Raw genomic sequence first — 22,396 nt, 5'->3', positions numbered from 1 at the left:
TTATAGCTATTTTTTCTCTTCCTTGCAAAAGAAGATATTATTTAATAAAAGCCTCGATACCCAATCTGTAGCTATCCAGGCCAAAACCACAGATCACCCCTTTACAATTCTTTGCCAAGAACGAATGATGGCGAAATTCCTCTCTTTGATGGACATTGCTTATGTGAACTTCAATAACAGGTGTAGTAACAGCCGCAATTGCATCTCCAATAGCAACCGATGTATGCGTATACGCTCCAGCATTCAACACAATTCCATCAAATTCAAAACCAACTTCGTGGATCTTATCGATTAACCCTCCTTCTGAATTGCTTTGAAAATAGTGCAATTGTACCATTTCAAACTGTTGTTTAAGCTCTTCAAAGTAGCTAAGGAAGTCCTGGCTACCATAAATCGATTTCTCTCTTACACCCAACAAATTCAAATTTGGGCCATTCAGTATGAGGATTTTTTTCATTGAAATATAATTATTTTTGTACTGGTCCATTGGCTAACCGGAGCGAACCCATACCATTTTCTGTTTAAATAGATCGTTTTTAAGCCGTGATAAATCATAATAAGGGATCGTCAACCATCGGATATTTTATGTTGACTGTATCAAAGCTTTCTCCCCTATGTTGTCCATTTTTCCTGAGACATGGTTTTAAAAACAAACTATATTGATCCTATAGTCGAATCAATATAGTTTGTCCTATTTCAAATATAGTTCGATTTATATAATTTCTATAAATCGTTATAAATTGCCCGGAAACTTGAGCGAAGACCAAATGAAACAACGCCGGACTTATTGACTACCGGTGTTTCATATTGTGCTTTTGCGTAACGTTGGGTATAACCAAGTTCTAAGCGAAGGTTATACTTGGGGTTAAGCACATAGGCAGCCTTAGCATCTGCATAATAGATATTATTCTTTATTCCCTGTGCAATATGGTTTCCATATAAATTTGGTATAGTGCTATAAGACTGGAAGATATTACCGCCCATATTACTTCCGTCAGGTAGATCCAACCCATTTTGGGTAAACATGCCCTGTAACGAAAAGTCCCATCTATCCCAGGCATAGTTCACAATTCCAACAAGCTCCCTAAAATTCGCACCTTTCGGATGTGCTAATGGTTCGGCGTTATTGCTATAGTTTGAATACGATTTAAAGTGCGCGTAAGTATATGGTCTTGCTGTATTATACTCGGCAAGAAAATTTAGATTCTTCACACCAAACACATCATATCCCCTTACACCTAGTTGTGCTCCCCATTTGTTGTGCGCATATCCATTTCCAGCAAAGAACTCTTTTGCAGTAAATTCACCCAATAAGAACTGACCGTATGCAGTCAATCGATATGGAAGCTTGTATTTAGAAGTCAACCCCAAAAACATCTTATCCGGCGAAGTAGTATTATTATTTTCAATAGGTCTGATAAAGATAATTGGACTAATATAACTAAAATCAAAACCTCTTTTACCTGCATCGTCCTGAGCAGCCCAAACAACGGATTGGAAAAAACCTACTGATAATCTATTGGTCACATTCCAGTCCAAATATTGGAACGCACCCCATTTTTTACCATCACCCAAACGCTTGTTCACATCACCCTCCATAGGATATGTACCTGTCAAATCCTGTCTAGGATGCGTTGGATCGTTCATATAGGCCCAAATCGAAGTATATTGGACATTTCCAATTGTTCCCGTCAATTTCAGATGAGCATAATTCGATGAAAAATCAGAAAGAAGCATCGATCGATAGCCATCCCCGATAAAGTTTTTGTCGTAAGCCAAAGTTGCCTGGATATACTTATGGGCGTCATAAGTCATACTAGCTGTCGCATACATCCAGTCCATTTTATTGTTGGATCGAAATTTTGTATTTGCCTGCCCCGGCACAACTTTATTGGTAACAATATAATCATCTAGGTATTTGGGAAATACCGCTTGACTTTCAAATGCGGAAGTATTAAATGTAAATTTATTTCCTACGTTCAACCCCAATTGAAATCCTCTACTGTTCATCCATGTTCGGCGCTTGTCGCCCTGCATGTCCTTTCCAATATAAAGATCCGGTAGAAAATCAGCATAGAATGTGTAATCGTCTTTTTCAACCTGCACAAGATGTTCGTTAAAGATCTTGCGCATGAACCAATTAGACGAAGAAACGGGTTTATTAGATTGGATTGAATCAAACTTAGCTAACAATAAAGAGTCTTTTATGACGAATGGTTTAGCAGAAGTATGCATTCTCGTTTCAGTAGAATAAACCGCATCGTTCATTTTTTGATAAAAATGATACGAATAGGGCTGACTCTTAATCTGGGCAAAACCTCCGCAGGAAATACCTACTCCCATGCCTGCCAGCACGATTCGGAGTAAATTATTATTTTTTGTTATATTAAGCCTCATAAAATTATTTCAAAGATTATTTTTTCTAGCAAAATGCATTCCTAAACGCAAATTAACCGAATAAAATTGACTTTATTCATATGTTCAGTCAATTTTATCATGCTAAATCGTATTTGCTGTTCCTTTTATTCAAAAATATTTATATCTTGCATTTCAGTAAATAACCTTAAATCATAAAAAATAGCCCTAATAAGCATGAAACGCAGAACATTTATCCAAAACGCAACCTTGTTAACCGCAGGTGCACTTACAAGCAAATTTTCATTTGCTCAGGAACATTCTTTTCCTACTGTTCGGACAGGTAAAGAGAAAAGACTTTTCTCGAGCAAGGTAATCGAAGATGCAATTGTAGAATTTCAGAAAAATGTTAAAAATAAGGAACTGGCTTGGTTATTTAACAACTGCTTTCCTAATACCCTAGATACTACCGTATTTCCCTATGTCCAAAACGGAAGAAATTATACCTATGTGATTACAGGGGATATTGATGCCATGTGGTTGCGTGACAGCAGTGCGCAGGTATGGCCATACCTGCCCTTTATGAAAAAAGACAAAAAACTGCAGGATCTTATTGTTGGCTTAATCCAAAAACAGAGTAAATGTATCAATATTGATCCCTATGCCAATGCATTTTATAACGATCCAACAAAAAAAGGCGAATGGTTCAGTGATCACACAAACATGAAACCTGGAATTCATGAACGAAAATGGGAAATCGATTCATTGTGTTATCCAATTCGATTAGCTTATCATTATTGGAAAGAAACAAATGACAGCAGTCCATTTAATGAAGAATGGTTAGAAGCACAACATAAAATATATCAGACTTTCGTTGAGCAACAACGTAAAGATAGCCTAGGCCCATATAAATTTGAGCGAACAACCTCCAGAGGATCCGACACATTACAAGTAGATGGCTACGGATATCCTGTAAATCCAGTTGGTTTGATCTGCTCTAGTTTTCGACCGTCGGACGATTCTACAATCTTCTCATTTTTGATTCCATCCAACTTATTTGCGATTGTTAGCCTTAGACAGTCTGCCGAAATTTTGAAAAAAGTTAAAAATGAACACGAACTCGCTGCAAAAATGGAAGCGCTTGCCAATGAGGTCGAAGCAGCAGTCAATAAATATGGTATCATCGACCACCCGACACTGGGCCGGATATATGCTTTTGAGGTAGACGGTTTTTCGAGCCATCTTATGATGGATGATGCAAATATCCCTAGTTTGTTGGCCCTACCATATTTAGGGGCTGTAGATCTAAATAACGAAGTTTACCAACGTACGCGTAACTTTGTTTTGTCTGATAAAAATCCCTTCTTTTTTAAGGGAACAGCAGCAGAAGGCATTGGTGGACCTCACATAGGAAGAGATATGATCTGGCCGATGTCCATTATTATGCGGGCGCAGACCTCAACAAATGATGATGAGATTCGCAATTGTATTAAAACACTGGTCAATACACATGGTGGAACCGGATTTATGCATGAGTCTTTTCATAAAAACGATCCTAAAAAATTTACAAGACATTGGTTTGCTTGGACAAATACATTATTTGGCGAATTAATTTGGAAAATATACAAAGAGAAACCATCTTTGCTTCAATAAATCTGAAACTTATAACACAATGTTGTAAGTGAAAGAACTTATAACATTGTGTTATGGATAATTTATCAAAATCAGGTCCGATAGGCATTTTTGATTCCGGTTATGGAGGACTCTCCGTATTCAAGGAAATTCAACAACTTTTACCTCAATACGATTATATCTATTTAGGCGATAATGCCCGTGTTCCATACGGTACAAGATCCTTTGAGACCGTTTATAACTACACCAAACAATGTGTTTTTAAATTATTTGACCTGGGCTGCAATCTCGTTATTCTCGCATGTAATACAGCTTCTGCAAAAGCATTAAGGACTATTCAACAACATGATCTTCCCCCTGGAAAGAAAGTCCTTGGCGTCATCAGACCCACTACAGAAATCGTACACAATTTTACGAAAACTAACAAGATCGGTATTTTAGCCACTACAGGAACGGTAAAATCTGAATCCTATAAAATAGAAATACACAAATTCAATCCAGAAATTGAGGTTTATCAGCACGACTGCCCTTTTTGGGTTCCTTTAGTCGAAAACAATGAAATCAATACAGAAGGCGCACATTACTTTGTAGAAAAAGATTTACGGGAGCTTTTACAGCAATCCGATCAGATCGACACCATTGTACTTGCCTGCACCCATTATCCTTTATTGCTACCCGTAATCCAAAAATATACACCAAGTAATATAAATATCATCTCCCAGGGACCTATTGTTGCCAATAGCTTAAAAGAATATCTTGATAGACACCGGGAAATTGAAACAATTTGTTCTCAAAATGGCCAACTGGCCTTTTATACAACAGATGATCCAAGGGACTTTGAAAACAAAGCAAAAATATTTTTTGGACAGCCGATAGCCGCAAGCCATATCAGTGTTTAAAAAATAAAGGGCAATAATTTTTAAAACTTTTACTTCCCAATTTTCGTTATTCTGATAAAAGACGAGTAAAATGAAAAAGAACTTTATAACCATTGCTTATAATCAGGATACACAGCATTGCGAATCCAAAGAGTTTTCAAACATACAGGAAAGTGCAGATTATTTTAAGACTTTCGAGACCTCCGCACAACCCAACTACGTTCCCGTGTGTATTTACAATTTAAATACAAACACTATTCTAGATATAAGTGATTATTATATAAACAACGATATTGAGCTCCACCGAATCGTAAGAAACTGCCTGGCGGGAAAATAACTCCTATAATACTTAAAGACAAATTAGCTGGCTAGCATTCCCCTTTCTTATTAGTATGAGTTATATATTTATATTATTACATTCTGAAAAATAATATTTCATTAATTTTTAATATCTTCAAGCAGATAATCAGACCAAAAACAAGTCACAGATAATGAAAACCAAACTGACAATAAGCCTCTTAACAGTATCTTTAGGATTAACTGCATGTAATTCCAACCATGCAAATTCAAATTCAAGTTCGGATAGCAGTGCAAATTCTGCAACTGATACAACAAGTTATCCTCCCGTAGAAACACAAAAGGCAAACACAAATTATAAACCAGCATTTGCTGGACAAACCAGAATTAAAGGTGCAAAGACGAGCACGCCATTCGAAGGTAAAGTAATTGCCGAGGGATTAAAATCTCCTTGGGGTATCACTGCGCTACCCGATGGTCGATTATTAATCTCAGAAAAAGAAGGTGATTTTCGCATTGCAACGGCAGACGGTAAATTAAGTGAACCAATTAAAGGTTTACCTCAAGTCAATAGCAGTGGACAAGGTGGGCTTTTGGGATTGCGTCTTGATCCAAAATTCGAGTCAAACCGTATGATATATTGGGTTTTCTCTGATAATACCGCTGCTGGAACTTTGACAGCTGTTGCGAAAGGAAAACTGTCAGTAGACGAGAAATCGATAGAAGGTGCTAAAGTTATCTACCAAGCTACTCCTGCTCATAAAGGGAATCTGCATTATGGTGGACGAATTATCTTTGATAAAGAAGGCAATATCATTTTGAGTACGGGTGAAAGATCTGATTTGGTCACACGACCATTGGCACAAGATCTGAATGCAGCATTGGGCAAGATCCTACGTATCACCACTGATGGACAGCCTGCTCCTGGGAATCCATTTATAGGCAAGGCAAATGCACGTCCGGAAATTTACAGTTATGGACATCGTAATCCACAGGGACTTGCCTTACATCCTGAAACTGGGGATCTTTGGGAAACCGAATTTGGTCCACGGGGCGGCGACGAGTTGAACAGAATTGAAGCTGGCAAGAATTATGGATGGCCAACGATTACGTACGGTATAGAATATAAAGGAGATAAGGTTGGTGAGGGCATACAACAAAAAGACGGTCTGGAACAACCCGTCTATTATTGGGATCCTGTTCTCTCGCCTAGTGGAATTATATTCTATACCGGACAGAATATTCCAGAATGGAAGAATAATCTCTTTATTTGCGGTTTAAGCAGCATGCACATTGCCAGAATTATACTAAAGGATAACAAGGTGGTTGGAGAAGAACGCCTCCTAGGTAGTGAAGGGCAACGATTTAGAGATATCACGCAGGGCAAAGATGGCGCGCTGTACGCTATCACAGATATCGGAAAATTATATAAAATTGATAAAAAATAAATACTTCGATTCGACGCAGCCCCTCTCAAATGGGCTGCGTTTTATGTTGACCTAGCCCTAAAAAACACACTTTCAATTATTTTTTATCGACCTTATTTGCTATATTTCTTTTCGAACATGACAACCACTCTAGTTTGGCTCGATTATTGATCACTTATTAGCGAATCAATAAATTATTATATGGTAAAAAAAGAAAAAATGAAAAAACTATTAGAAATTAATCCCTTGTCATTCTACATGACCAATTGGGGATTCGTAAACAACACTGTCCCAAAAAGAACGCGCAAAACCTGCCAACCTTCTCCCAAAAATTAAGCGTTCTTGCTTAAACAATTCAATTAAAATTTATTAAAATCATCTGCTGATATCCTCCATACGGATATTAAGTAAGAGATTTATTTCTTTTACTAGATCCGTATGGAAGGGCATTAAGCTATGCGAAAAAATAGGCCAATGCGATTACGATTATAATACAAGCAATCATAATGTATTTATTCAATTGGCTATTTTTCTCTCCTTCGTCACTTTTATAGTGATAATCTCGTTTGTTGGGCAAATTCATAAGCTTGTTTTTATTCATGATGAAGTTACGGACTTTTTTCCATATTATTCGTGATGATAAGGCTCCCCTTTCATGATAGAAAAAGCACGATAGAGCTGCTCTGTAAAAAACAAACGAATCATTTGATGCGAAAATGTCATCTTGGACAACGAAATTTTTGACTTCGCCCGATCATAAATTTTTTGGTCAAACCCATAGGGACCACCAATAATAAATACCATATGCTGAACACTTTGTACCATCATTTTTTCCAGATAAGCAGAAAACTCCAAGGAACGAAACTCTTTTCCATATTCATCCAGCAAAACGACTAAATCTTGAGGCTGTAATTGTTTCAAAATCAGCAGAGCCTCCTTATCTTTCTGCTGCTCAGCAGAAAGATTCTTGACATTTTTGATATCTGGAATGACCACAATACTAAAATTTACATAAAACTTTAACCGTTTAATATACTTGTCAATACCCTCAATCAGGTACTTATCATCTGTCTTACCTATACAAAGTAGCGTTATCTTCATCTAAACATTTTATAAGTTTTTGTTATGAATAGCACAATAGAAGCCGGTTTTCTTGATCCAAAATAATGGCTTTGTTCTTGTTTCCGGGTATTGTCAAAAGCTGCTCATAAACTTTTATCCAATAGCTGCTACGCTAATAAATAGCGCATACATACAATTGAGCAAAGTTCTGATTTTATTTAAAATAAACACAATCAAAAGGACAAAAAAACATTAACCTCATTTATTCGTTTAGTTATAAAACATTTATTTTCTCGTACACGCTTAAAACATCACGTTGAAAATGGATAATGACCTCGTTTTAAGCGCATCGATCAGATCAAACTTGTTGTAGATAACGATAGGAACGAAATATATTTCCACAAATCCAATACGCAGCTATAAAACCACTGCGTTAGTTGTCTAATAAGATGGAAAGCTGTACGTGCTCATTTGGATTACAATAATTTGGAAATGCAAACAAATTAAGTACACACATGAAAATAATAAAATCAATCATTCTTATTGCTCTTGGCTTATTAGCACATGAAACCTACACTCAGACAACCGCGGTAGACAGTACAAAAACCTGGATTATCAAAGGAGAAAACACCTTTCTGATCAACCAAAGTTCATTTTCTAATTGGGCTGCAGGTGGGGTGAATTCTTTCTCCGGCAACCTAACTCTTAATTACGACTTCAATTACAAGAAAGGCAAATGGTCATGGGACAACAAGGTCCTTGCGGCTTATGGGCTAACCTTTCAAAAAGAGTCGGACTGGCGCAAAAATGATGACCGATTAGTTTTAAATAGCTTGTTGGGACATCAGGCATCTCAATATTGGCTTTATACCTTCTTTCTAAACTTTAACACACAATTTGCCGATGGTTATGACTACACAGCTTCACCCAAAAAAAGGATATCCAGGTTTTTAGCTCCGGCATACCTGAGCTTCGGTCCGGGTTTTGCGTACAAACGATCGGACAACCTCAGATTTAATCTTTCGCCTGCGGCTGTGCGCTTTGTATTCGTAAGTGATACGCTCCTTTCCACACGATATGGACTAAATCCGAACAGCAAGTCCCGCACTGAATTCGGCGCATCATTTGATGCTTATTATAAAGTAAATTTAATGGAGAACATTTCATTTGAAAATATACTAAAACTCTATTCAAACTATCTAGATAAACCTCAAAATGTAGATATTGACTATACGGCCAATCTTTTTATGAAGGTAAACAAGTTTATTACAGTAAACGCTGGTGTGCAGATGATCTACGATTACAATACAGCTATTCCGATTATTAAAGATAATGTTGAAGTTGGAAAGAGAAATTCTGCCCTACAAATTAGGCAAATTGTCGGTGCAGGCGTGACATACAAATTTTAAAGGTAAATAAAATAGCAGGAACAAGCCCACATAAGCAACTTAGATTACGAAGGCGTCATAAACGAAAAAACCGAATTTAAATCATTCGGTTTTTTCTATTATTTAGGAATACTTATGTAAAATTAATCACTAAAATGGCGCATCATCAGGCATGTCGTTCATGCGGGATGGCATCGTAATACCCCCACTGAAGCCCCCAGCACTAAAATCATCAGCAAAGTTTGGCGACGGATTTAATGCAGAAGCAGAAAATGTAGCCGGCGCATCACCGAATCCATCTCCACCACCCATACCCGAAAACTCATCTTCTAAATCCACAAACTTCACAAATTTACCCACAAAGCGAAGGGGAACAATTCCGGTCTCACCATTACGGTGTTTTGCAATAATAACTTCACCGACACCGGCAGTAGGACGTCCCTCTTCATCTTCTGTCAAACCATAATATTCGGGTCTATATAAGAAAAGAACCATATCCGCATCCTGCTCAATGGAACCAGACTCCCGTAAATCGGACAACATAGGACGCTTACTATTTCCCGGTCTTGACTCTACAGCACGACTCAGCTGCGATAATGCCAGCACGGGGATGTTTAGCTCCTTAGCTACAGATTTCAAAGCACGGGAAATACTACCGATCTCTTGTTCACGGTTCCCCCCACCTTTACCTTCAGCTTTTCCATGCATTAACTGCAAGTAATCTACAATAACCATTTGGATATCGTATTGTGCCTTTAAGCGCCTACATTTAGCTCTAAATTCGAACACGTTCAACGCCGGCGTATCATCAATAATAATAGGCGCATCGGTTAAACGACCAATTCTCGAATGTAATTGTTGCCATTCATGATCAGCAAGATTTCCTTTTTTCAATTTCTCTTGCTCAATTTCCGTTTCACCAGCGATTAGACGATTGACAAGCTGAACAGATGACATCTCCAGCGAGAATACGGCAACTGCTTTTCCGTGTTCCACTGCAGCATTACGTGCAACGGAAAGTACGAATGCCGTCTTTCCCATCGCTGGACGTGCTGCAATAATAACCAGATCAGAAGGCTGCCAACCTGAAGTCATACGATCCAAGGCAGTCAAACCCGAAGGCACACCTGTCAGACCATCTGTGCGGTCACGCAGCATCTCAAGATTAGAGATCGCCTCACGCATAATATCGTCCATCTTTCTTGAATCTCTCCGCAAGTTATTCTGCGCGATATCAAACAAACTTTTTTCGGCATGATCCAACAGATCGAAGATATCTGACGTTTCATCGTATGAGCTATTAATAATTTCAGTAGAAACTTTAATCAGCTCACGCTGAATATATTTCTGTGAAATAATACGTGCATGATACTCAATATTAGCTGCCGAAACCACGCGATCTGTCAATTGCGTAATATAATAAGCACCGCCAACCATTTCAAGAGCCCCCATCCGTCTAAGTTCCGAGGTAACGGTTAATATATCAATTGGAGAAGTCTTTTGAAAAAGGCCAAAAATCGCTTCAAAGATCTTTTGATGTGATTCCTTATAGAACGATTCTGGTTTTAAAATATCAATAATTTCACTCAGCGCATTCTTTTCAAGCATCAAAGCTCCCAAAACAGCCTCTTCAAGATCCACTGCCTGCGGCGGAAGTTTACCCAAACCACTCACCAAATTATTTAATTTGGTACGACGTTCGCCATAATTACTCCGTTTGTTATTATCCGTGTTATTCGCCTCAAAATTACTGTCGTTCATCATGATATTATATCAGAAATATAGCTTTGCTATCCGTATAAATTTTAGATAGGATAACAAATGTATAAAAAATAAAATTCACCACCATGCGGAGTTACACACAGCGAAATTCAACGATCACACCCGAAACCTCAAAAAGCTTTGAAGGACACAGATTTACATAGTGAGTTTTCAACACTTACTGTTGAAAAGATGTTGAAAATAAAAAATTTCCACTTAAAATCAACACATTAAAAAATGTTAATAACTTAAGCCATTGTGAATAAGCAAAATGGTAAAAAGCAAATCAATACGCTCCACTATCATCAATACAAACTGACTTTAAGATGAAAACAAATCCCTTTTTTAGCACTAAAAAATATTCATATATTGTATCTTTGTAACTATGACGCACGACTCCTCAACATTAAAACCCTATAAAGATACCAACGATGGGAAGAAGAAACAGGTGGCAGATATGTTTGACAACATCTCCCATTCCTATGATTTTTTAAACCATTTCATGTCTTTGGGTATTGACATTATATGGCGCAAAAAAGCCATCAATGCCTTAAAGTCCATAAAACCGCAACTGATGTTGGATGTAGCGACAGGAACTGGTGATTTTGCATTGGAATCAATTAAAATCTTGAATCCAAAAAAGATTATTGGTGTCGATATTTCCCAAGGAATGCTTGAAGTCGCTAAGAAAAAAATTGCAAGCAAGGGATTAGCGAATCAATTTGAGGTAGCGTTAGGAGACTCAGAGAGGCTTCAATTTGAAGATAATACGTTCGACGCTGTTACCGTAGCATTTGGTGTCCGTAATTTTGAAAACTTGGAGAAAGGCCTATCAGACATATACCGCGTATTAAAACCTGGTGGGAAAGCTGTTATTTTAGAATTTTCGAATCCGAAAAAATTTCCCATTAAACAGCTTTATAATTTTTATTTCAAGTTTATTACACCAACCATTGGAAAATTCTTTTCAAAAGATTCCAATGCATATGAATACCTACCAGAATCTGTTGCTCAATTTCCAGATGGACAAAAGTTCGTTGCCATAAACAAAAAAGCAGGTTTTCATGAAACTATTGTTAGACCGCAAACATTTGGTATCTGTACCATCTATATTGCTACAAAGTAGTGCCAGCTAAGATCTGGTTTTGAATCAAATCGGATTAATTTTTAATATCAACGAGTTACTTTATATGACTAAAACAGTTTTTATTACAGGAGCAAGTTCAGGAATTGGTCAGGCTTGTGCCGAAGTTTTAGCGAAAGAGGGTTACAATCTTTTACTTTGCGCGCGCAGGTTAAACCGTTTAGAGGCATTAAAAGATGCATTGTTAGCGGCCTACCCTACTATTCAGATCCATATTTTTGAGCTTGATGTTCGCGATGCAGAACAAGTTGCGAATCAAATTGAGGGCTTGCCTCCAGCATGGAAAAAAATAAATGTTCTCATCAACAATGCTGGTTTGAGTCAAGGATTGGATCCTATTCAAGATGGTGATATCGGAGATTGGGACAGAATGATTGATACCAATATCAAAGGTTTACTGTATGTGAGTAAATCTGTGATACCACTTATGGATACCGAAAACGGCGCCCATATTGTTAATTTAGGATCTATTGCAGGGAAAGAGGTTTATCCGAATGGAAATGTGTACTGTGCTACCAAACATGCTGTTGATGCTTTAACTAAAGCTATGCGCATTGATTTACTAACTCAGGGCATTAAAGTAACATCTATCGACCCCGGAATGGTGGAGACAGAGTTTTCGGAAGTTCGTTTCCATGGAGACCGGGAAAGAGCTAAAAATGTTTACAATGGTGTACAACCTCTGACAGGGAAAGATATTGCCGAAACGATCCTTTTCGTCATTACCAGACCTGCACATGTTAATATAAACGATCTATTAATAATGCCTACAGCACAAGCGACAGGCGCAATTGTCAATCGAAAATAATTTAATTATCATGTCATTAGAAATACAAATAAATCAAGACATTAAGGCCGCAATGATCGCAAAAGACACGGCAAAATTACGTGGCTTACGTGCAATTAAGGCAGCTATACTCTTAGCAAAGACAGAAAAAGGTCATGCCGAAGACCTTAATCAGGAGGCGGAGATTAAAGTTTTACAAAAACTTGTAAAACAACGTCGCGAATCTGCGGAAATTTATAAGACTCAAAACCGGGAAGATCTTTATGAAATTGAAGTTGAGGAAGAAAAAGTTATTGAAGCTTATCTACCAAAACAGTTAAGCAAGGAAGAAGTTGAAACGATTGTCAAAGCAATTATCGCCGAAACAGGAGCTTCTTCCATTAAGGATATGGGTAAAGTAATGGGCGCCACAAATCAAAAGCTTGCTGGACAAGCAGATGGGAAAACCATCTCTGAAGTTGTTAAAAGTCTACTCGCATAAAACGCTCAAATCAATAGAGTCAAATTAAATTGGGTATGTCTTTCCAACCCTATCGATTGTATAATTTGGCTCTATTTTTATTTCAATTATGGCTTTTCAGTGGAACCTAAAGAGTTTTGACGAACTCAACACGAAAGAATTATATCGTATTTTAAAGCTTCGCATGGAAGTTTTTGTTTTGGAGCAGGAATGTTTATATCCTGAATTGGACGATAAAGATTTTGCTTGTCTGCATCTGTGGATAGAACAAGATGATCGTATTATAGCATACACGAGATTAGTTCCTCCGAGCCTTTCCTACCCACAAGCTTCCATTGGTCGGGTTATCGTTGCCGAGGAAGCGCGCGGAACCGGCCTGAGTCAACAATTAATGATTCATTCCATCGAATCGCTCTACAAAGAATTTGGTGAAGGCGAGATACAGATAGGTGCGCAATTTCATTTAAAATCCTTTTATGAAAAATTAGGCTTTGAGCAAATTTCCGAGCCCTACCCTGATTATGGAATCCTTCATATTGATATGATTAAACCCGCAATTTAGTAAATTTAGGCATGCAAAACGTTGTCATCATCACAGCCGCCCTATTTGGCGGCCTCGCTATTATCTTAGGTGCATTTGGAGCCCATGCATTAAAAAAAATCCTATCAGCTGAAAAACTGGAATCCTTTGAGGTCGGCGTTCGATATCAAATGTATGCTGCTCTTACACTATTGATTTTAGGATTTAATTTCTCCTTTGATCTTCCGTCTGAACGAATTGCATTTTATCTGATCACATTAGGAACTCTTTTATTCTCGGTGAGTATATATTTTCTATCGTTTGCCGAATACTGGAAAAAGAATTTAAAGTTTCTTGGCCCAATTACCCCGCTCGGCGGATTACTTATGATCGCAGGTTGGGTTGCTATAATCATTCGCTTTTTGTAGATTTGAAATAAATATGGCAATGATGTCTGCCCTGAACCGCCCTAATAAGCTGATGACGTCTACTATTTTAGTATAAAACGACAATTTTATATAAAGTGTAGACTTATGGCTATAACACATTCAAATCAAAGCAATCTTCATTTTTTTCTTAAATGGCTTATCTCCTGTAGTGCGATAGGTTTCATCGTAGGATCTATTTGTGCATTTTTTCTCTTTTCCCTCAATTGGGTAACGCAGTACCGAGAAGCTCATCCTTGGATAATTTATGGACTCCCCCTAGCGGGATTTGCCATTGCATTGTCCTATAAGTATTGGGGCAATCCATCAAGCAAAGGAAATAATCTGCTGATTGAAGAATACCTGCATCCCCAACGCCGTATTCCGCTTATCATGGCGCCTCTTGTCCTATTCGGAACTTTACTTACACATCTGTTTGGAGGTTCGGCAGGCCGTGAAGGAACTGCCGTGCAGATAGGTGGAGCAGTTTCCGATCAGCTCAATCGCTGGTTTGACTTCGATAAAACTGAACGCCGTATCTTAATTTCAATTGGCATCACTGCAGGCTTTGCCGCTGTTTTTGGCACCCCACTCGCCGGAACAATATTTGGTCTGGAAGTCCTACTGATTGGCAAAAAAAGATATTTCGGTATCCTGCCCTGTTTATTTACCGCCTATTTTGCGAACTTCAGCTGTCAATTATGGAATATTCCACACACTCATTATCCAATTCATGATGTTATTCCAATGCTGTCTTTGACCAATATTGGATTTAGCCTCTCCGCAGGCATTCTATTCGGTGTTACAGCATGGCTTTTTACATTTACCAGCGATTTCTTTAGCCTTCAATTCAAACGAATTAAATATCCTCTGCTTAGACCGGTAATTGGCGGTATTATTTTGGTACTTATCATTAGGTTATTCCATAGCAGCAACTATATTGGACTTGGTATCCCGATGATTCAGAACGCATTTGTCGATCAGTCGAATTATTATGACTTTATCATCAAATTACTTTTAACGACTTTCACCCTTTCTGCCGGATTTAAAGGCGGAGAAGTCACCCCGCTGTTTTTTATCGGGGCAACCTTAGGGAGTGCATTAAGCACCGTTATTCCACTTCCCGTCAGCCTGCTGGCCGCCATGGGCTTTGTAGCCGTATTTTCAGGCGCTACAAACACCCCGCTCGCCTGTATTGTAATGGGTTATGAATTATTTGGGATTCAACCTATTTTATTTATAACAATAGCGTGTATAGTCGCTTTTTTATTTTCCGGAAAAAAAGGAATTTATATTGCGCAAAAAGGCGGTTTAAAGGAAAAATTATACCGCAGACTCAATTTATAAACAAGACAATGCGCTTCAGCTTCTCAGTCTATCTCCTTGTATTCCATTATGAACTACTTCAAATAAAAACAGCATAGGGCAAAAAAACATGCTAAGAAGAAGAGTGCAGACCACAATGAATGGACAGATGACTTTAATAAAGACATGAGAAAAATTTTTTGATAAAAAGAGCCTAAATCATCAGTATGCTTTAAGCTCTTTTTATTAAATCTTATCATCCAAACTACAGTAGTTTTCCATGCAGAAAGAATGCTGCAACAGTAAAATAGATAATCAATCCTGAAACATCCACCAATGTAGCTACAAATGGCGCTGATGCGGTCGCTGGATCCAATCCAAACCGACGTAGAATAAATGGAATAAACGATCCTGACAAAGTCCCCCATAAAACAATAAACAATAAGGAAACAGCAACCGTAAAACCAATTGAAATCCAATAAGGGCCATAGTCATACAGATCAAGAAAATGCCAAGCCAATATCCGTAAGAATCCGATCGAACCCAATATTCCACCTAAGATTAAACCAGAAGAAATTTCGCGCTTCATCACGTACCACCAATCTTTCAGCTTTAATTCACCGAGTGCCATGGCACGAATAATTAAAGATGCCGCCTGTGATCCCGAATTACCTCCACTGGATATAATTAAAGGAACAAATAAGGCAAGTACAACCGCCTTTTCCAATTCGCCTTCAAAAAACCCCATTGCTGAGGCTGTAAGCATTTCGCTAAAAAACAAGATGATCAGCCAGCCGGCTCTTTTTTGGATCAATTGCAACAAAGGAGTTTTCGTATAAGCCAGATCCAATTCTTCCATCCCCCCAAATCGCTGGATATCTTCTGTATCCCGATCTTCAATTCGATCCAACACGTCATCAAATGTCACAATTCCGACCAATACCCCTGCTTCAGTAATGATAGGTAAAGCACTTCGATCGTACTTTTGAAAAATCTCGAATGCCTCTTCCATGGGTGTGGAAGCCTTAATCGCGGCAAAATTGTAGTCAATTAAGTCGGAAATCTTGGTAGAAGAATCCGATAGTAGTAATTGACCAATTTTCAAGTCATCGATCAAGACGTTTTTCTCATCAACTACATAAATAAAATTAAGCGTTTCTGCCTTCCTTCCAAACACCTTGATATGCCGAAAAACATCATCGACGGTATAATAAGGACGAACTTGCACATACATTGGTGTCATAAGTCGGGCAATACTGTCCTCTTTATAACCAATCAGCTCCAAAGCCATTTGCTTCTCGCGCTCATTCAAAAGATTGATCAGATATTTGATCAGATCATCCGGCAATTCCGACAACAGTTCATTACGCGTATCCGGCTTCAGGTTATTCAGCAATTCGGACAGCTCATGTTCCGTCATGGATTTGATCAACGTATATTGGACATCCATTTCAAAAAAAGAAAAGATCTCCAATCTATCCTCCAAAGGATAGTCCATAAACTCTTGATGTTGCTCCCCTTTACTTAAACGCGATATTTCTTCCGCGATATCGGCTGGGTGTAATGCTGAATTTTGTTCCATTGGAAGAAAATTTAATGGATTTAGCGCAAAAGTAGCTTATTTTGTATGATTTTCAACAATCTGAAAAACTATTTTTTCCAATGGGAATTGCTGCTAGTCTTCCGTAAAATCGTCTACTACTACATTGAAGAGCACATTTGACTTGATATGCCCATGAACTTTACACTATCTTAAAAATTAATTAATCCAGGCGCTAGCTCCTCGGGCTCGAAACCAGCTTTAAATAGCCGGGCTGTTAAATTACCTTTCAGTTCTATGTTTCCTTCATTTACATGCAACCAGCTCCCTTCACGTAAGCCTATGACTGGCTGAGGATTAATTTGATGAAATTCCTGGATTCGCGTTTCCCTTGTCTCTCCTTTGTGTGTAGAATTTGGATCCGGATCCAAATAATGTGGATTGATATTAAAAGGCAAGAAACCAAGTGCGTCAAAGCTAGGCGGATAAACAATAGGCATATCATTTGTAGTTCCTATTGTTAGTCCGGTCAAATTGGACCCCGCCGATGTACCGACATATGGAATCCCCTTTGCTAATTGTACGCGCAATTGCTGTACCAAATCCAGCTCATACAACGTTTTTAACAGTAGAAATGTATTTCCTCCACCAATAAAAATAGCTTTAGCATCCTGAATAGCCTTCTTCATGTTATGAAACTCATGCAGCCCCCTAACCGTTATACCCCTATCTTTCAATGCGTCCTGTACCTTAGCCGTATAACCATCAAACGAAATTCCTGAAGGTCTCGCAAAAGGGACAAATAGCAATTCGTCTGACTGAATAAATTCTACAAAATCTTGCTTAATATAAGCTAAAAACTCACTACCATGGATCGTGCTTGTACTTACGACCAATAACTTGTACGCTGGATTAATCTTCATCTTCTATCGTTAAAACATTAAATAAAAAGTACCTTTGGCTTTTGTCAATTGCGAGGCCAAAGGTACAGTTTTCATTCCTTACTATAGGCATTCCTTACTATAGGCTATTTCTTATCGGCAGTCTTTTTTTCTGTGCCCAATCTTTTATTTTCTTGCAGCGCTTTATGTAAAAGATATTCGATCTGCCCATTAACACTTCTAAACTCATCTGCAGCCCATTTTTCCAATGCTTTGTACATCTGGTCGTCTAAGCGTAGCATAAAGTTTTTCTTATCCGCCATTTCATTTCGTTTATTGGTACAACGTACCTGTATTTACAATTGGTGTCGCTGCTTTTTCTCCGCAAAGTACCACCATTAAATTGCTGACCATTGCTGCTTTTTTCTCGTTGTCCAACTCTACAATATCTTTTTCAGACAACTTATGCAAGGCCATTTCCACCATCCCAACAGCACCGTCTACAATCTTTGCTCTTGCAGCCACAATAGCAGCTGCTTGCTGTCTTTGAAGCATAGCACCTGCTATTTCGGAAGCATAAGCCAAATGACTGATTCTAGCCTCTTTAATAATAACCCCGGCAGGCGCCAAACGATCAGACAATTCTTGTTCAAGAATATGATTTACGGTATCGCCACCTTCACGCAAGGTGATCTCCGCTCCTTCATCCTCCAAGTTATCATAAGGAAAGCTTCCAGCCAAATGTCTTACCGCTGCTTCGCTCTGCGTACGTACATAAGAGGTATAATTACTTACATCATAAGCAGCTTTATACGTGTCTCCCACTTGCCATACAATCACTGCTCCGATCTCAATTGGGTTTCCCATCTTGTCATTGACTTTCAGTGTCTGTCCCTGTAAGTTATCCGACCGAAGACTTATTTTAATCGTTGAATACAACGGATTGACAAAAAACAAACCGTTTTCCTTAACCGTACCTACATATTTCCCGAAGAAATTCAGTACACGCGAATGGTTTGGATTAATAATCATCAATCCTTTCAGAATAAAAAAAGTAGCGATCATCAGCACAACCCCCAATACGACATAAAGTGAGCTTGCTTCTACGCTGGCAAATGAGAATATTGCCGCCACAAACGAAACGACAGCTATCAATAAAGCTAAATAGCCTGACATTGGTTTAATTAGTTTTTCCATAATTTGTTAATATATATTTGATATCATTTTAATATCATAAATATACTATAATATTTTTCAAATTTCAAATGAAAATTTAAAATTACTATTTTTGATTATGCGCAAAAGATCCTTTCTACCTTTAGTAAACTCTACCACAGAAATACTCATCCTTGGCTCTTTGCCCGGAGATAAGTCTTTGGCAGAAAATGAATATTATGCACACCCACAAAATCGATTCTGGAAAGTAATCACCTCTTTGTTTAATGCGCCGGAGCAAACAAATTATACGGAGAAGATAGATCTATTACTCAGAAATAACATTGGTCTTTGGGATGTTTGCGCAGAAGCCTCTCGTCCCGGCAGTATGGATCTAGCCATACAAAATGAAATTCCGAATCAGATTATCGAGTTGCTAGAAACCCACCCTAAAATCACACAAATTATTTTTAACGGGCAAAAAGCGCACAGTTTATACGTAAAGCATTTCAACAAAAGAGAGGACATTATTTACAGATGCTTACCTAGCACAAGTCCAGCCAATGCGAAAAGTAATCTTGAAAATCTAATTCAACAATGGTGCGTAATAATAAGTGATTAAATTACACGAATTAGATTCGTTAATTCAGTCCTATTGCTTATTTTTGCCCTAAGATGTCAGATTTAAAATACAATCAACGAGGCGTATCCGCAGGGAAAGAGGATGTGCACAATGCGATAAAAAATATAGATAAGGGTCTGTTTCCCAAAGCATTTTGCAAAATAATTCCAGATATTTTGGGTGGAGACCCAGACTGGTGTAATATTATGCATGCGGATGGTGCTGGTACTAAATCTTCATTAGCGTATGTCTATTGGAAAGAAACTGGTGATATTTCAGTTTGGAAAGGTATCGCACAAGACGCAATTATCATGAATATTGATGACTTACTTTGTGTGGGTGCCATCGATAACATTCTTTTATCCTCAACGATTGGCAGAAATAAAAATCTCATTCCTGGAGAGGTGATTGCAGAAATCATCAATGGCACAGAAGAGATTCTGTCTGAACTTCGAGGTTTGGGAATCGGCATCTATTCTACAGGAGGCGAAACCGCCGACGTTGGCGACCTTGTTCGCACCATCATTGTTGATAGTACAGTAACCTGTCGGATGAAACGTGAAGACGTTATTTCAAACCACCGCATCAAAGGCGGTAACGTTATTGTAGGCTTAGCATCGAATGGAAAAGCAACCTATGAACAGTCGTACAATGGCGGAATGGGTTCCAATGGACTAACTTCTGCACGTCATGATGTATTTAACAAAAAAGTAGCTGAAAAATATCCTGAAGCGTATGATCCAGCTGTTCCTTACGAACTAGTTTTCGCGGGAAGCCAAAATCTTACAAATGAAATCGAAGTTGAAACTGGAGAAAAAATAACCGCAGGTAAGCTAGTCCTTTCCGCTACACGTACTTATGCGCCTGTTATCAAACAGATACTAGACAAGTACCGTTCACAAATTGACGGAATGGTACATTGCTCAGGTGGAGCGCAAACCAAGGTCTTGCACTTCGTCGATAATGTGCATGTCATCAAAGATAATCTTTTCCCGATTCCACCTCTTTTTGCGTTAATACAGAAAGAATCCAATACTGACTGGAAAGAAATGTACAAAGTATTCAATATGGGACACCGTATGGAATTATATGTACCTGAATCGATTGCATCGGATATCATCGCCATTTCAGAGTCATTCGGGATTCCGGCCCAGATCATAGGCCGTGTAGAGGAATCTGCATCCAAAAAAGTAACTATAACCTCCCCTTACGGAGAATTTATCTACGAATAAAAGTTTTTTATCCTTGTCTCCTATTTACCTAGGAGACAAGGATATTTTTTTCAATTTGGTATACATGAAAGAAAAACTTCTTGTGGGCTGGAAAGAGACCCTTGATTTACCTGAATTGGGAATATATGGTATAGAAGCAAAAGTCGATACCGGCGCCGCTTCATCGGTGCTACACTGCAACTCGTACAAGATCGTTAACGAGGATGATCAGGACTGGATTATCTGCGAGCTGATCATAAATTTTGAGACAAAAGAGACGAAAACGCTAAAGTTAAAGCTCTATAGAACAAAACTCGTAAAAAGTTCTTTTGGCCAAGAAGAAAAACGTTACTACATCCGCACAACGGCAACATTATATAACCAAGTCTTTAGCATTAAAATCTCCTTTAGAAATAGATCACAAATGACTTACCCTATGCTTTTGGGTAAAAATTTCTTAAACAAAAGGTTTTTGGTTGATGTTTCCAAAGAAAATCTCTCGGAGAAGACCTTGGTAAAATAAAACAAATAGCCAAGCAATTTTGTTATCTTAGCACAAAATATACTCATTATACAAATCGTGAAAATTGCCGTATTATCGACAGTAAAGAGTTTATACTCGACTCGTCGTCTCGTAGAAGCCGCACAGCAAAGAGGACACGAATGTGTTGTCATTGATCACAGCAAGTGTTATGTCGGTATTCAGCAAGGTAAACCAAGTATCCATTATAAAGGACAGGATCTGAGTGATATTGATGCCATTATTCCCCGAATAGGCGCATCGGTAACATTCTATGGATCTGCCATCGTTAGACAATTTGAGGTCATGGATGTCATTTCTGCGAATCCCAGTCAAGCCATTACGCGATCTCGTGACAAATTAAGGTGTCTACAAATTTTATCCGGTGCTGGTATCGGCTTACCTATTACAGGCTTTGCACGTACAGCTTCCGATGTGGACGACCTTATTAGCATGGTTGGTGGAGCCCCATTAGTTATCAAATTATTAGAAGGCACGCAAGGTATTGGGGTGGTACTTGCAGAGACAAAGAAAGCTGCTTCATCCGTTATTGAAGCGTTCTACGGCCTTGGCAATAACATCCTTATCCAAGAGTTTATCAAAGAATCAAAAGGCTCAGATATCCGGGCTTTTGTAGTCGACGGCAAAGTTGTTGGAGCGATGAAACGCACAGCCAAAGAGGGCGAGTTTCGGTCAAATATCCATCGGGGTGGCACTGCCCAGATTATCCGGTTAAGTAAAGCAGAAAGAGAAACAGCAATCGCTGCTGCCGCACAATTAGGACTTACGGTTTGCGGTGTCGATATGATTCCTTCTGACAGAGGCCCTCTGGTACTGGAAGTAAACTCATCTCCAGGTTTGGAAGGCATCGAAAAAGCGACAAAAAAAGATATTGCCTCAGAAATTATACAATATATTGAGCGACAATATGAATCAAAACAGGCTCAAATGCCTAAAGTCGTTAAGAAAAAGAAAAAAAGAGAAAGTAAATTATAAGGTTACCGAATTAGCAACTAAAAGGGGTGT

General features: G+C 38.4%; 23 protein-coding genes and 1 riboswitch. Of the genes, 15 read left to right on the top strand and 8 right to left on the bottom strand.

The window, feature by feature from the left end:
- Positions 1-37: 37 nt before the first annotated feature.
- Positions 38-457, bottom strand: coding sequence for a type II 3-dehydroquinate dehydratase (aroQ, locus tag AACH28_RS24870; RefSeq protein WP_120332948.1), 420 nt, complete (start codon positions 455-457; stop codon positions 38-40).
- 266 nt (positions 458-723) lie between these two features.
- Positions 724-2,397, bottom strand: coding sequence for a gliding motility protein RemB (locus AACH28_RS24865; RefSeq protein WP_341831823.1), 1,674 nt, complete (start codon positions 2,395-2,397; stop codon positions 724-726).
- Positions 2,398-2,592: 195 nt separating this feature from the next.
- Here AACH28_RS24865 and AACH28_RS24860 point away from each other — a divergent pair, with 195 nt between their 5' ends.
- The 4 genes from AACH28_RS24860 to AACH28_RS24845 all read left to right on the top strand — a co-directional run bounded on the left by AACH28_RS24860 (position 2,593) and on the right by AACH28_RS24845 (position 6,610).
- A complete protein-coding gene (locus AACH28_RS24860; RefSeq protein ID WP_341831822.1) occupies positions 2,593-4,008 on the top strand; it encodes a glycoside hydrolase family 125 protein in 1,416 nt (471 codons plus the stop codon).
- 53 nt (positions 4,009-4,061) lie between these two features.
- Positions 4,062-4,886 (top strand): glutamate racemase, encoded by an 825-nt coding sequence (murI, locus tag AACH28_RS24855; protein ID WP_341831821.1) that lies wholly within the window; start codon positions 4,062-4,064, stop codon positions 4,884-4,886.
- A 70-nt stretch (positions 4,887-4,956) separates the two neighbouring features.
- Positions 4,957-5,202, top strand: coding sequence for a hypothetical protein (locus tag AACH28_RS24850; protein ID WP_075993320.1), 246 nt, complete (start codon positions 4,957-4,959; stop codon positions 5,200-5,202).
- 154 nt (positions 5,203-5,356) lie between these two features.
- Complete coding sequence (locus tag AACH28_RS24845) at positions 5,357-6,610, top strand: PQQ-dependent sugar dehydrogenase (protein ID WP_341831820.1); 1,254 nt, start codon at positions 5,357-5,359, stop codon at positions 6,608-6,610.
- A gap of 606 nt (positions 6,611-7,216) precedes the next feature.
- On the opposite strand, the gene rlmH is transcribed toward AACH28_RS24845, so the two are convergent.
- Entirely contained in the window at positions 7,217-7,690 is a 474-nt protein-coding gene (rlmH, locus tag AACH28_RS24840) for a 23S rRNA (pseudouridine(1915)-N(3))-methyltransferase RlmH (protein WP_341831819.1), read from the bottom strand.
- A gap of 476 nt (positions 7,691-8,166) precedes the next feature.
- Between rlmH and AACH28_RS24835 the strand changes: the two genes are divergently transcribed.
- Positions 8,167-9,060 carry a DUF3078 domain-containing protein gene (locus AACH28_RS24835; protein WP_341831818.1) on the top strand — a complete coding sequence of 298 codons (894 nt, stop codon included), beginning with the start codon at positions 8,167-8,169 and terminating at the stop codon, positions 9,058-9,060.
- A gap of 129 nt (positions 9,061-9,189) precedes the next feature.
- On the opposite strand, the gene dnaB is transcribed toward AACH28_RS24835, so the two are convergent.
- Complete coding sequence (dnaB, locus tag AACH28_RS24830; protein ID WP_407073651.1) at positions 9,190-10,800, bottom strand: replicative DNA helicase; 1,611 nt, start codon at positions 10,798-10,800, stop codon at positions 9,190-9,192.
- Between the two features lie 385 nt (positions 10,801-11,185).
- Between dnaB and ubiE the strand changes: the two genes are divergently transcribed.
- The 6 genes from ubiE to AACH28_RS24800 all read left to right on the top strand — a co-directional run bounded on the left by ubiE (position 11,186) and on the right by AACH28_RS24800 (position 15,483).
- A complete protein-coding gene (gene ubiE / locus AACH28_RS24825; protein WP_341831816.1) occupies positions 11,186-11,926 on the top strand; it encodes a bifunctional demethylmenaquinone methyltransferase/2-methoxy-6-polyprenyl-1,4-benzoquinol methylase UbiE in 741 nt (246 codons plus the stop codon).
- A gap of 64 nt (positions 11,927-11,990) precedes the next feature.
- A complete protein-coding gene (locus tag AACH28_RS24820; protein ID WP_075993324.1) occupies positions 11,991-12,752 on the top strand; it encodes an SDR family oxidoreductase in 762 nt (253 codons plus the stop codon).
- A gap of 10 nt (positions 12,753-12,762) precedes the next feature.
- Positions 12,763-13,212, top strand: a complete 450-nt coding sequence (locus AACH28_RS24815) for a GatB/YqeY domain-containing protein (RefSeq protein WP_120332659.1) — start codon at positions 12,763-12,765, stop codon at positions 13,210-13,212.
- Between the two features lie 88 nt (positions 13,213-13,300).
- Complete coding sequence (locus AACH28_RS24810) at positions 13,301-13,753, top strand: GNAT family N-acetyltransferase (RefSeq protein WP_341831815.1); 453 nt, start codon at positions 13,301-13,303, stop codon at positions 13,751-13,753.
- A gap of 11 nt (positions 13,754-13,764) precedes the next feature.
- Entirely contained in the window at positions 13,765-14,139 is a 375-nt protein-coding gene (locus AACH28_RS24805; RefSeq protein ID WP_341831814.1) for a DUF423 domain-containing protein, read from the top strand.
- Positions 14,140-14,145: 6 nt separating this feature from the next.
- Positions 14,146-14,208: riboswitch (Fluoride riboswitch) on the top strand.
- A gap of 36 nt (positions 14,209-14,244) precedes the next feature.
- Positions 14,245-15,483 carry a voltage-gated chloride channel family protein gene (locus AACH28_RS24800; RefSeq protein ID WP_341831813.1) on the top strand — a complete coding sequence of 413 codons (1,239 nt, stop codon included), beginning with the start codon at positions 14,245-14,247 and terminating at the stop codon, positions 15,481-15,483.
- 223 nt (positions 15,484-15,706) lie between these two features.
- Here AACH28_RS24800 and mgtE read toward each other — a convergent pair whose 3' ends face one another.
- The 4 genes from mgtE to AACH28_RS24780 all read right to left on the bottom strand — a co-directional run bounded on the left by mgtE (position 15,707) and on the right by AACH28_RS24780 (position 19,059).
- Positions 15,707-17,023, bottom strand: a complete 1,317-nt coding sequence (mgtE, locus tag AACH28_RS24795; protein WP_341831812.1) for a magnesium transporter — start codon at positions 17,021-17,023, stop codon at positions 15,707-15,709.
- Positions 17,024-17,193: 170 nt separating this feature from the next.
- Positions 17,194-17,904 (bottom strand): dipeptidase PepE, encoded by a 711-nt coding sequence (pepE, locus tag AACH28_RS24790; protein ID WP_248931951.1) that lies wholly within the window; start codon positions 17,902-17,904, stop codon positions 17,194-17,196.
- Between the two features lie 104 nt (positions 17,905-18,008).
- Positions 18,009-18,185, bottom strand: a complete 177-nt coding sequence (locus tag AACH28_RS24785) for a ribbon-helix-helix domain-containing protein (protein WP_075993331.1) — start codon at positions 18,183-18,185, stop codon at positions 18,009-18,011.
- Positions 18,186-18,195: 10 nt separating this feature from the next.
- Complete coding sequence (locus tag AACH28_RS24780) at positions 18,196-19,059, bottom strand: SPFH domain-containing protein (protein ID WP_201667805.1); 864 nt, start codon at positions 19,057-19,059, stop codon at positions 18,196-18,198.
- A 97-nt stretch (positions 19,060-19,156) separates the two neighbouring features.
- On the opposite strand from AACH28_RS24780, the gene AACH28_RS24775 reads away from it, so the two are divergent.
- The 4 genes from AACH28_RS24775 to rimK all read left to right on the top strand — a co-directional run bounded on the left by AACH28_RS24775 (position 19,157) and on the right by rimK (position 22,366).
- Positions 19,157-19,639 (top strand): DNA-deoxyinosine glycosylase, encoded by a 483-nt coding sequence (locus AACH28_RS24775; protein ID WP_333574727.1) that lies wholly within the window; start codon positions 19,157-19,159, stop codon positions 19,637-19,639.
- 53 nt (positions 19,640-19,692) lie between these two features.
- Positions 19,693-20,871, top strand: a complete 1,179-nt coding sequence (locus tag AACH28_RS24770) for an AIR synthase related protein (protein ID WP_333574726.1) — start codon at positions 19,693-19,695, stop codon at positions 20,869-20,871.
- A 64-nt stretch (positions 20,872-20,935) separates the two neighbouring features.
- Positions 20,936-21,373, top strand: a complete 438-nt coding sequence (locus tag AACH28_RS24765) for a RimK/LysX family protein (RefSeq protein ID WP_336836023.1) — start codon at positions 20,936-20,938, stop codon at positions 21,371-21,373.
- Positions 21,374-21,430: 57 nt separating this feature from the next.
- Entirely contained in the window at positions 21,431-22,366 is a 936-nt protein-coding gene (gene rimK, locus AACH28_RS24760) for a 30S ribosomal protein S6--L-glutamate ligase (protein ID WP_336836026.1), read from the top strand.
- Positions 22,367-22,396: the final 30 nt, after the last annotated feature.

The sequence above is a fragment of the Sphingobacterium thalpophilum genome (genome assembly GCF_038396785.1).
GTDB classification, from domain to species: domain Bacteria; phylum Bacteroidota; class Bacteroidia; order Sphingobacteriales; family Sphingobacteriaceae; genus Sphingobacterium; species Sphingobacterium thalpophilum_A.
This window is presented reverse-complemented; position numbering and strand designations above follow the sequence as displayed.

What these genes read in the sequence shown, in the direction of transcription:
- aroQ (WP_120332948.1), bottom strand. Translation starts at nt 457, where the DNA reads ATGAAAAAAATCCTCATACTGAATGGCCCAAATTTGAATTTGTTGGGT.
- AACH28_RS24865 (WP_341831823.1), bottom strand. Translation starts at nt 2,397, where the DNA reads ATGAGGCTTAATATAACAAAAAATAATAATTTACTCCGAATCGTGCTG.
- AACH28_RS24860 (WP_341831822.1), top strand. Translation starts at nt 2,593, where the DNA reads ATGAAACGCAGAACATTTATCCAAAACGCAACCTTGTTAACCGCAGGT.
- murI (WP_341831821.1), top strand. Translation starts at nt 4,062, where the DNA reads ATGGATAATTTATCAAAATCAGGTCCGATAGGCATTTTTGATTCCGGT.
- AACH28_RS24850 (WP_075993320.1), top strand. Translation starts at nt 4,957, where the DNA reads ATGAAAAAGAACTTTATAACCATTGCTTATAATCAGGATACACAGCAT.
- AACH28_RS24845 (WP_341831820.1), top strand. Translation starts at nt 5,357, where the DNA reads ATGAAAACCAAACTGACAATAAGCCTCTTAACAGTATCTTTAGGATTA.
- rlmH (WP_341831819.1), bottom strand. Translation starts at nt 7,690, where the DNA reads ATGAAGATAACGCTACTTTGTATAGGTAAGACAGATGATAAGTACCTG.
- AACH28_RS24835 (WP_341831818.1), top strand. Translation starts at nt 8,167, where the DNA reads ATGAAAATAATAAAATCAATCATTCTTATTGCTCTTGGCTTATTAGCA.
- dnaB (WP_407073651.1), bottom strand. Translation starts at nt 10,800, where the DNA reads ATGAACGACAGTAATTTTGAGGCGAATAACACGGATAATAACAAACGG.
- ubiE (WP_341831816.1), top strand. Translation starts at nt 11,186, where the DNA reads ATGACGCACGACTCCTCAACATTAAAACCCTATAAAGATACCAACGAT.
- AACH28_RS24820 (WP_075993324.1), top strand. Translation starts at nt 11,991, where the DNA reads ATGACTAAAACAGTTTTTATTACAGGAGCAAGTTCAGGAATTGGTCAG.
- AACH28_RS24815 (WP_120332659.1), top strand. Translation starts at nt 12,763, where the DNA reads ATGTCATTAGAAATACAAATAAATCAAGACATTAAGGCCGCAATGATC.
- AACH28_RS24810 (WP_341831815.1), top strand. Translation starts at nt 13,301, where the DNA reads ATGGCTTTTCAGTGGAACCTAAAGAGTTTTGACGAACTCAACACGAAA.
- AACH28_RS24805 (WP_341831814.1), top strand. Translation starts at nt 13,765, where the DNA reads ATGCAAAACGTTGTCATCATCACAGCCGCCCTATTTGGCGGCCTCGCT.
- AACH28_RS24800 (WP_341831813.1), top strand. Translation starts at nt 14,245, where the DNA reads ATGGCTATAACACATTCAAATCAAAGCAATCTTCATTTTTTTCTTAAA.
- mgtE (WP_341831812.1), bottom strand. Translation starts at nt 17,023, where the DNA reads ATGGAACAAAATTCAGCATTACACCCAGCCGATATCGCGGAAGAAATA.
- pepE (WP_248931951.1), bottom strand. Translation starts at nt 17,904, where the DNA reads ATGAAGATTAATCCAGCGTACAAGTTATTGGTCGTAAGTACAAGCACG.
- AACH28_RS24785 (WP_075993331.1), bottom strand. Translation starts at nt 18,185, where the DNA reads ATGGCGGATAAGAAAAACTTTATGCTACGCTTAGACGACCAGATGTAC.
- AACH28_RS24780 (WP_201667805.1), bottom strand. Translation starts at nt 19,059, where the DNA reads ATGGAAAAACTAATTAAACCAATGTCAGGCTATTTAGCTTTATTGATA.
- AACH28_RS24775 (WP_333574727.1), top strand. Translation starts at nt 19,157, where the DNA reads ATGCGCAAAAGATCCTTTCTACCTTTAGTAAACTCTACCACAGAAATA.
- AACH28_RS24770 (WP_333574726.1), top strand. Translation starts at nt 19,693, where the DNA reads ATGTCAGATTTAAAATACAATCAACGAGGCGTATCCGCAGGGAAAGAG.
- AACH28_RS24765 (WP_336836023.1), top strand. Translation starts at nt 20,936, where the DNA reads ATGAAAGAAAAACTTCTTGTGGGCTGGAAAGAGACCCTTGATTTACCT.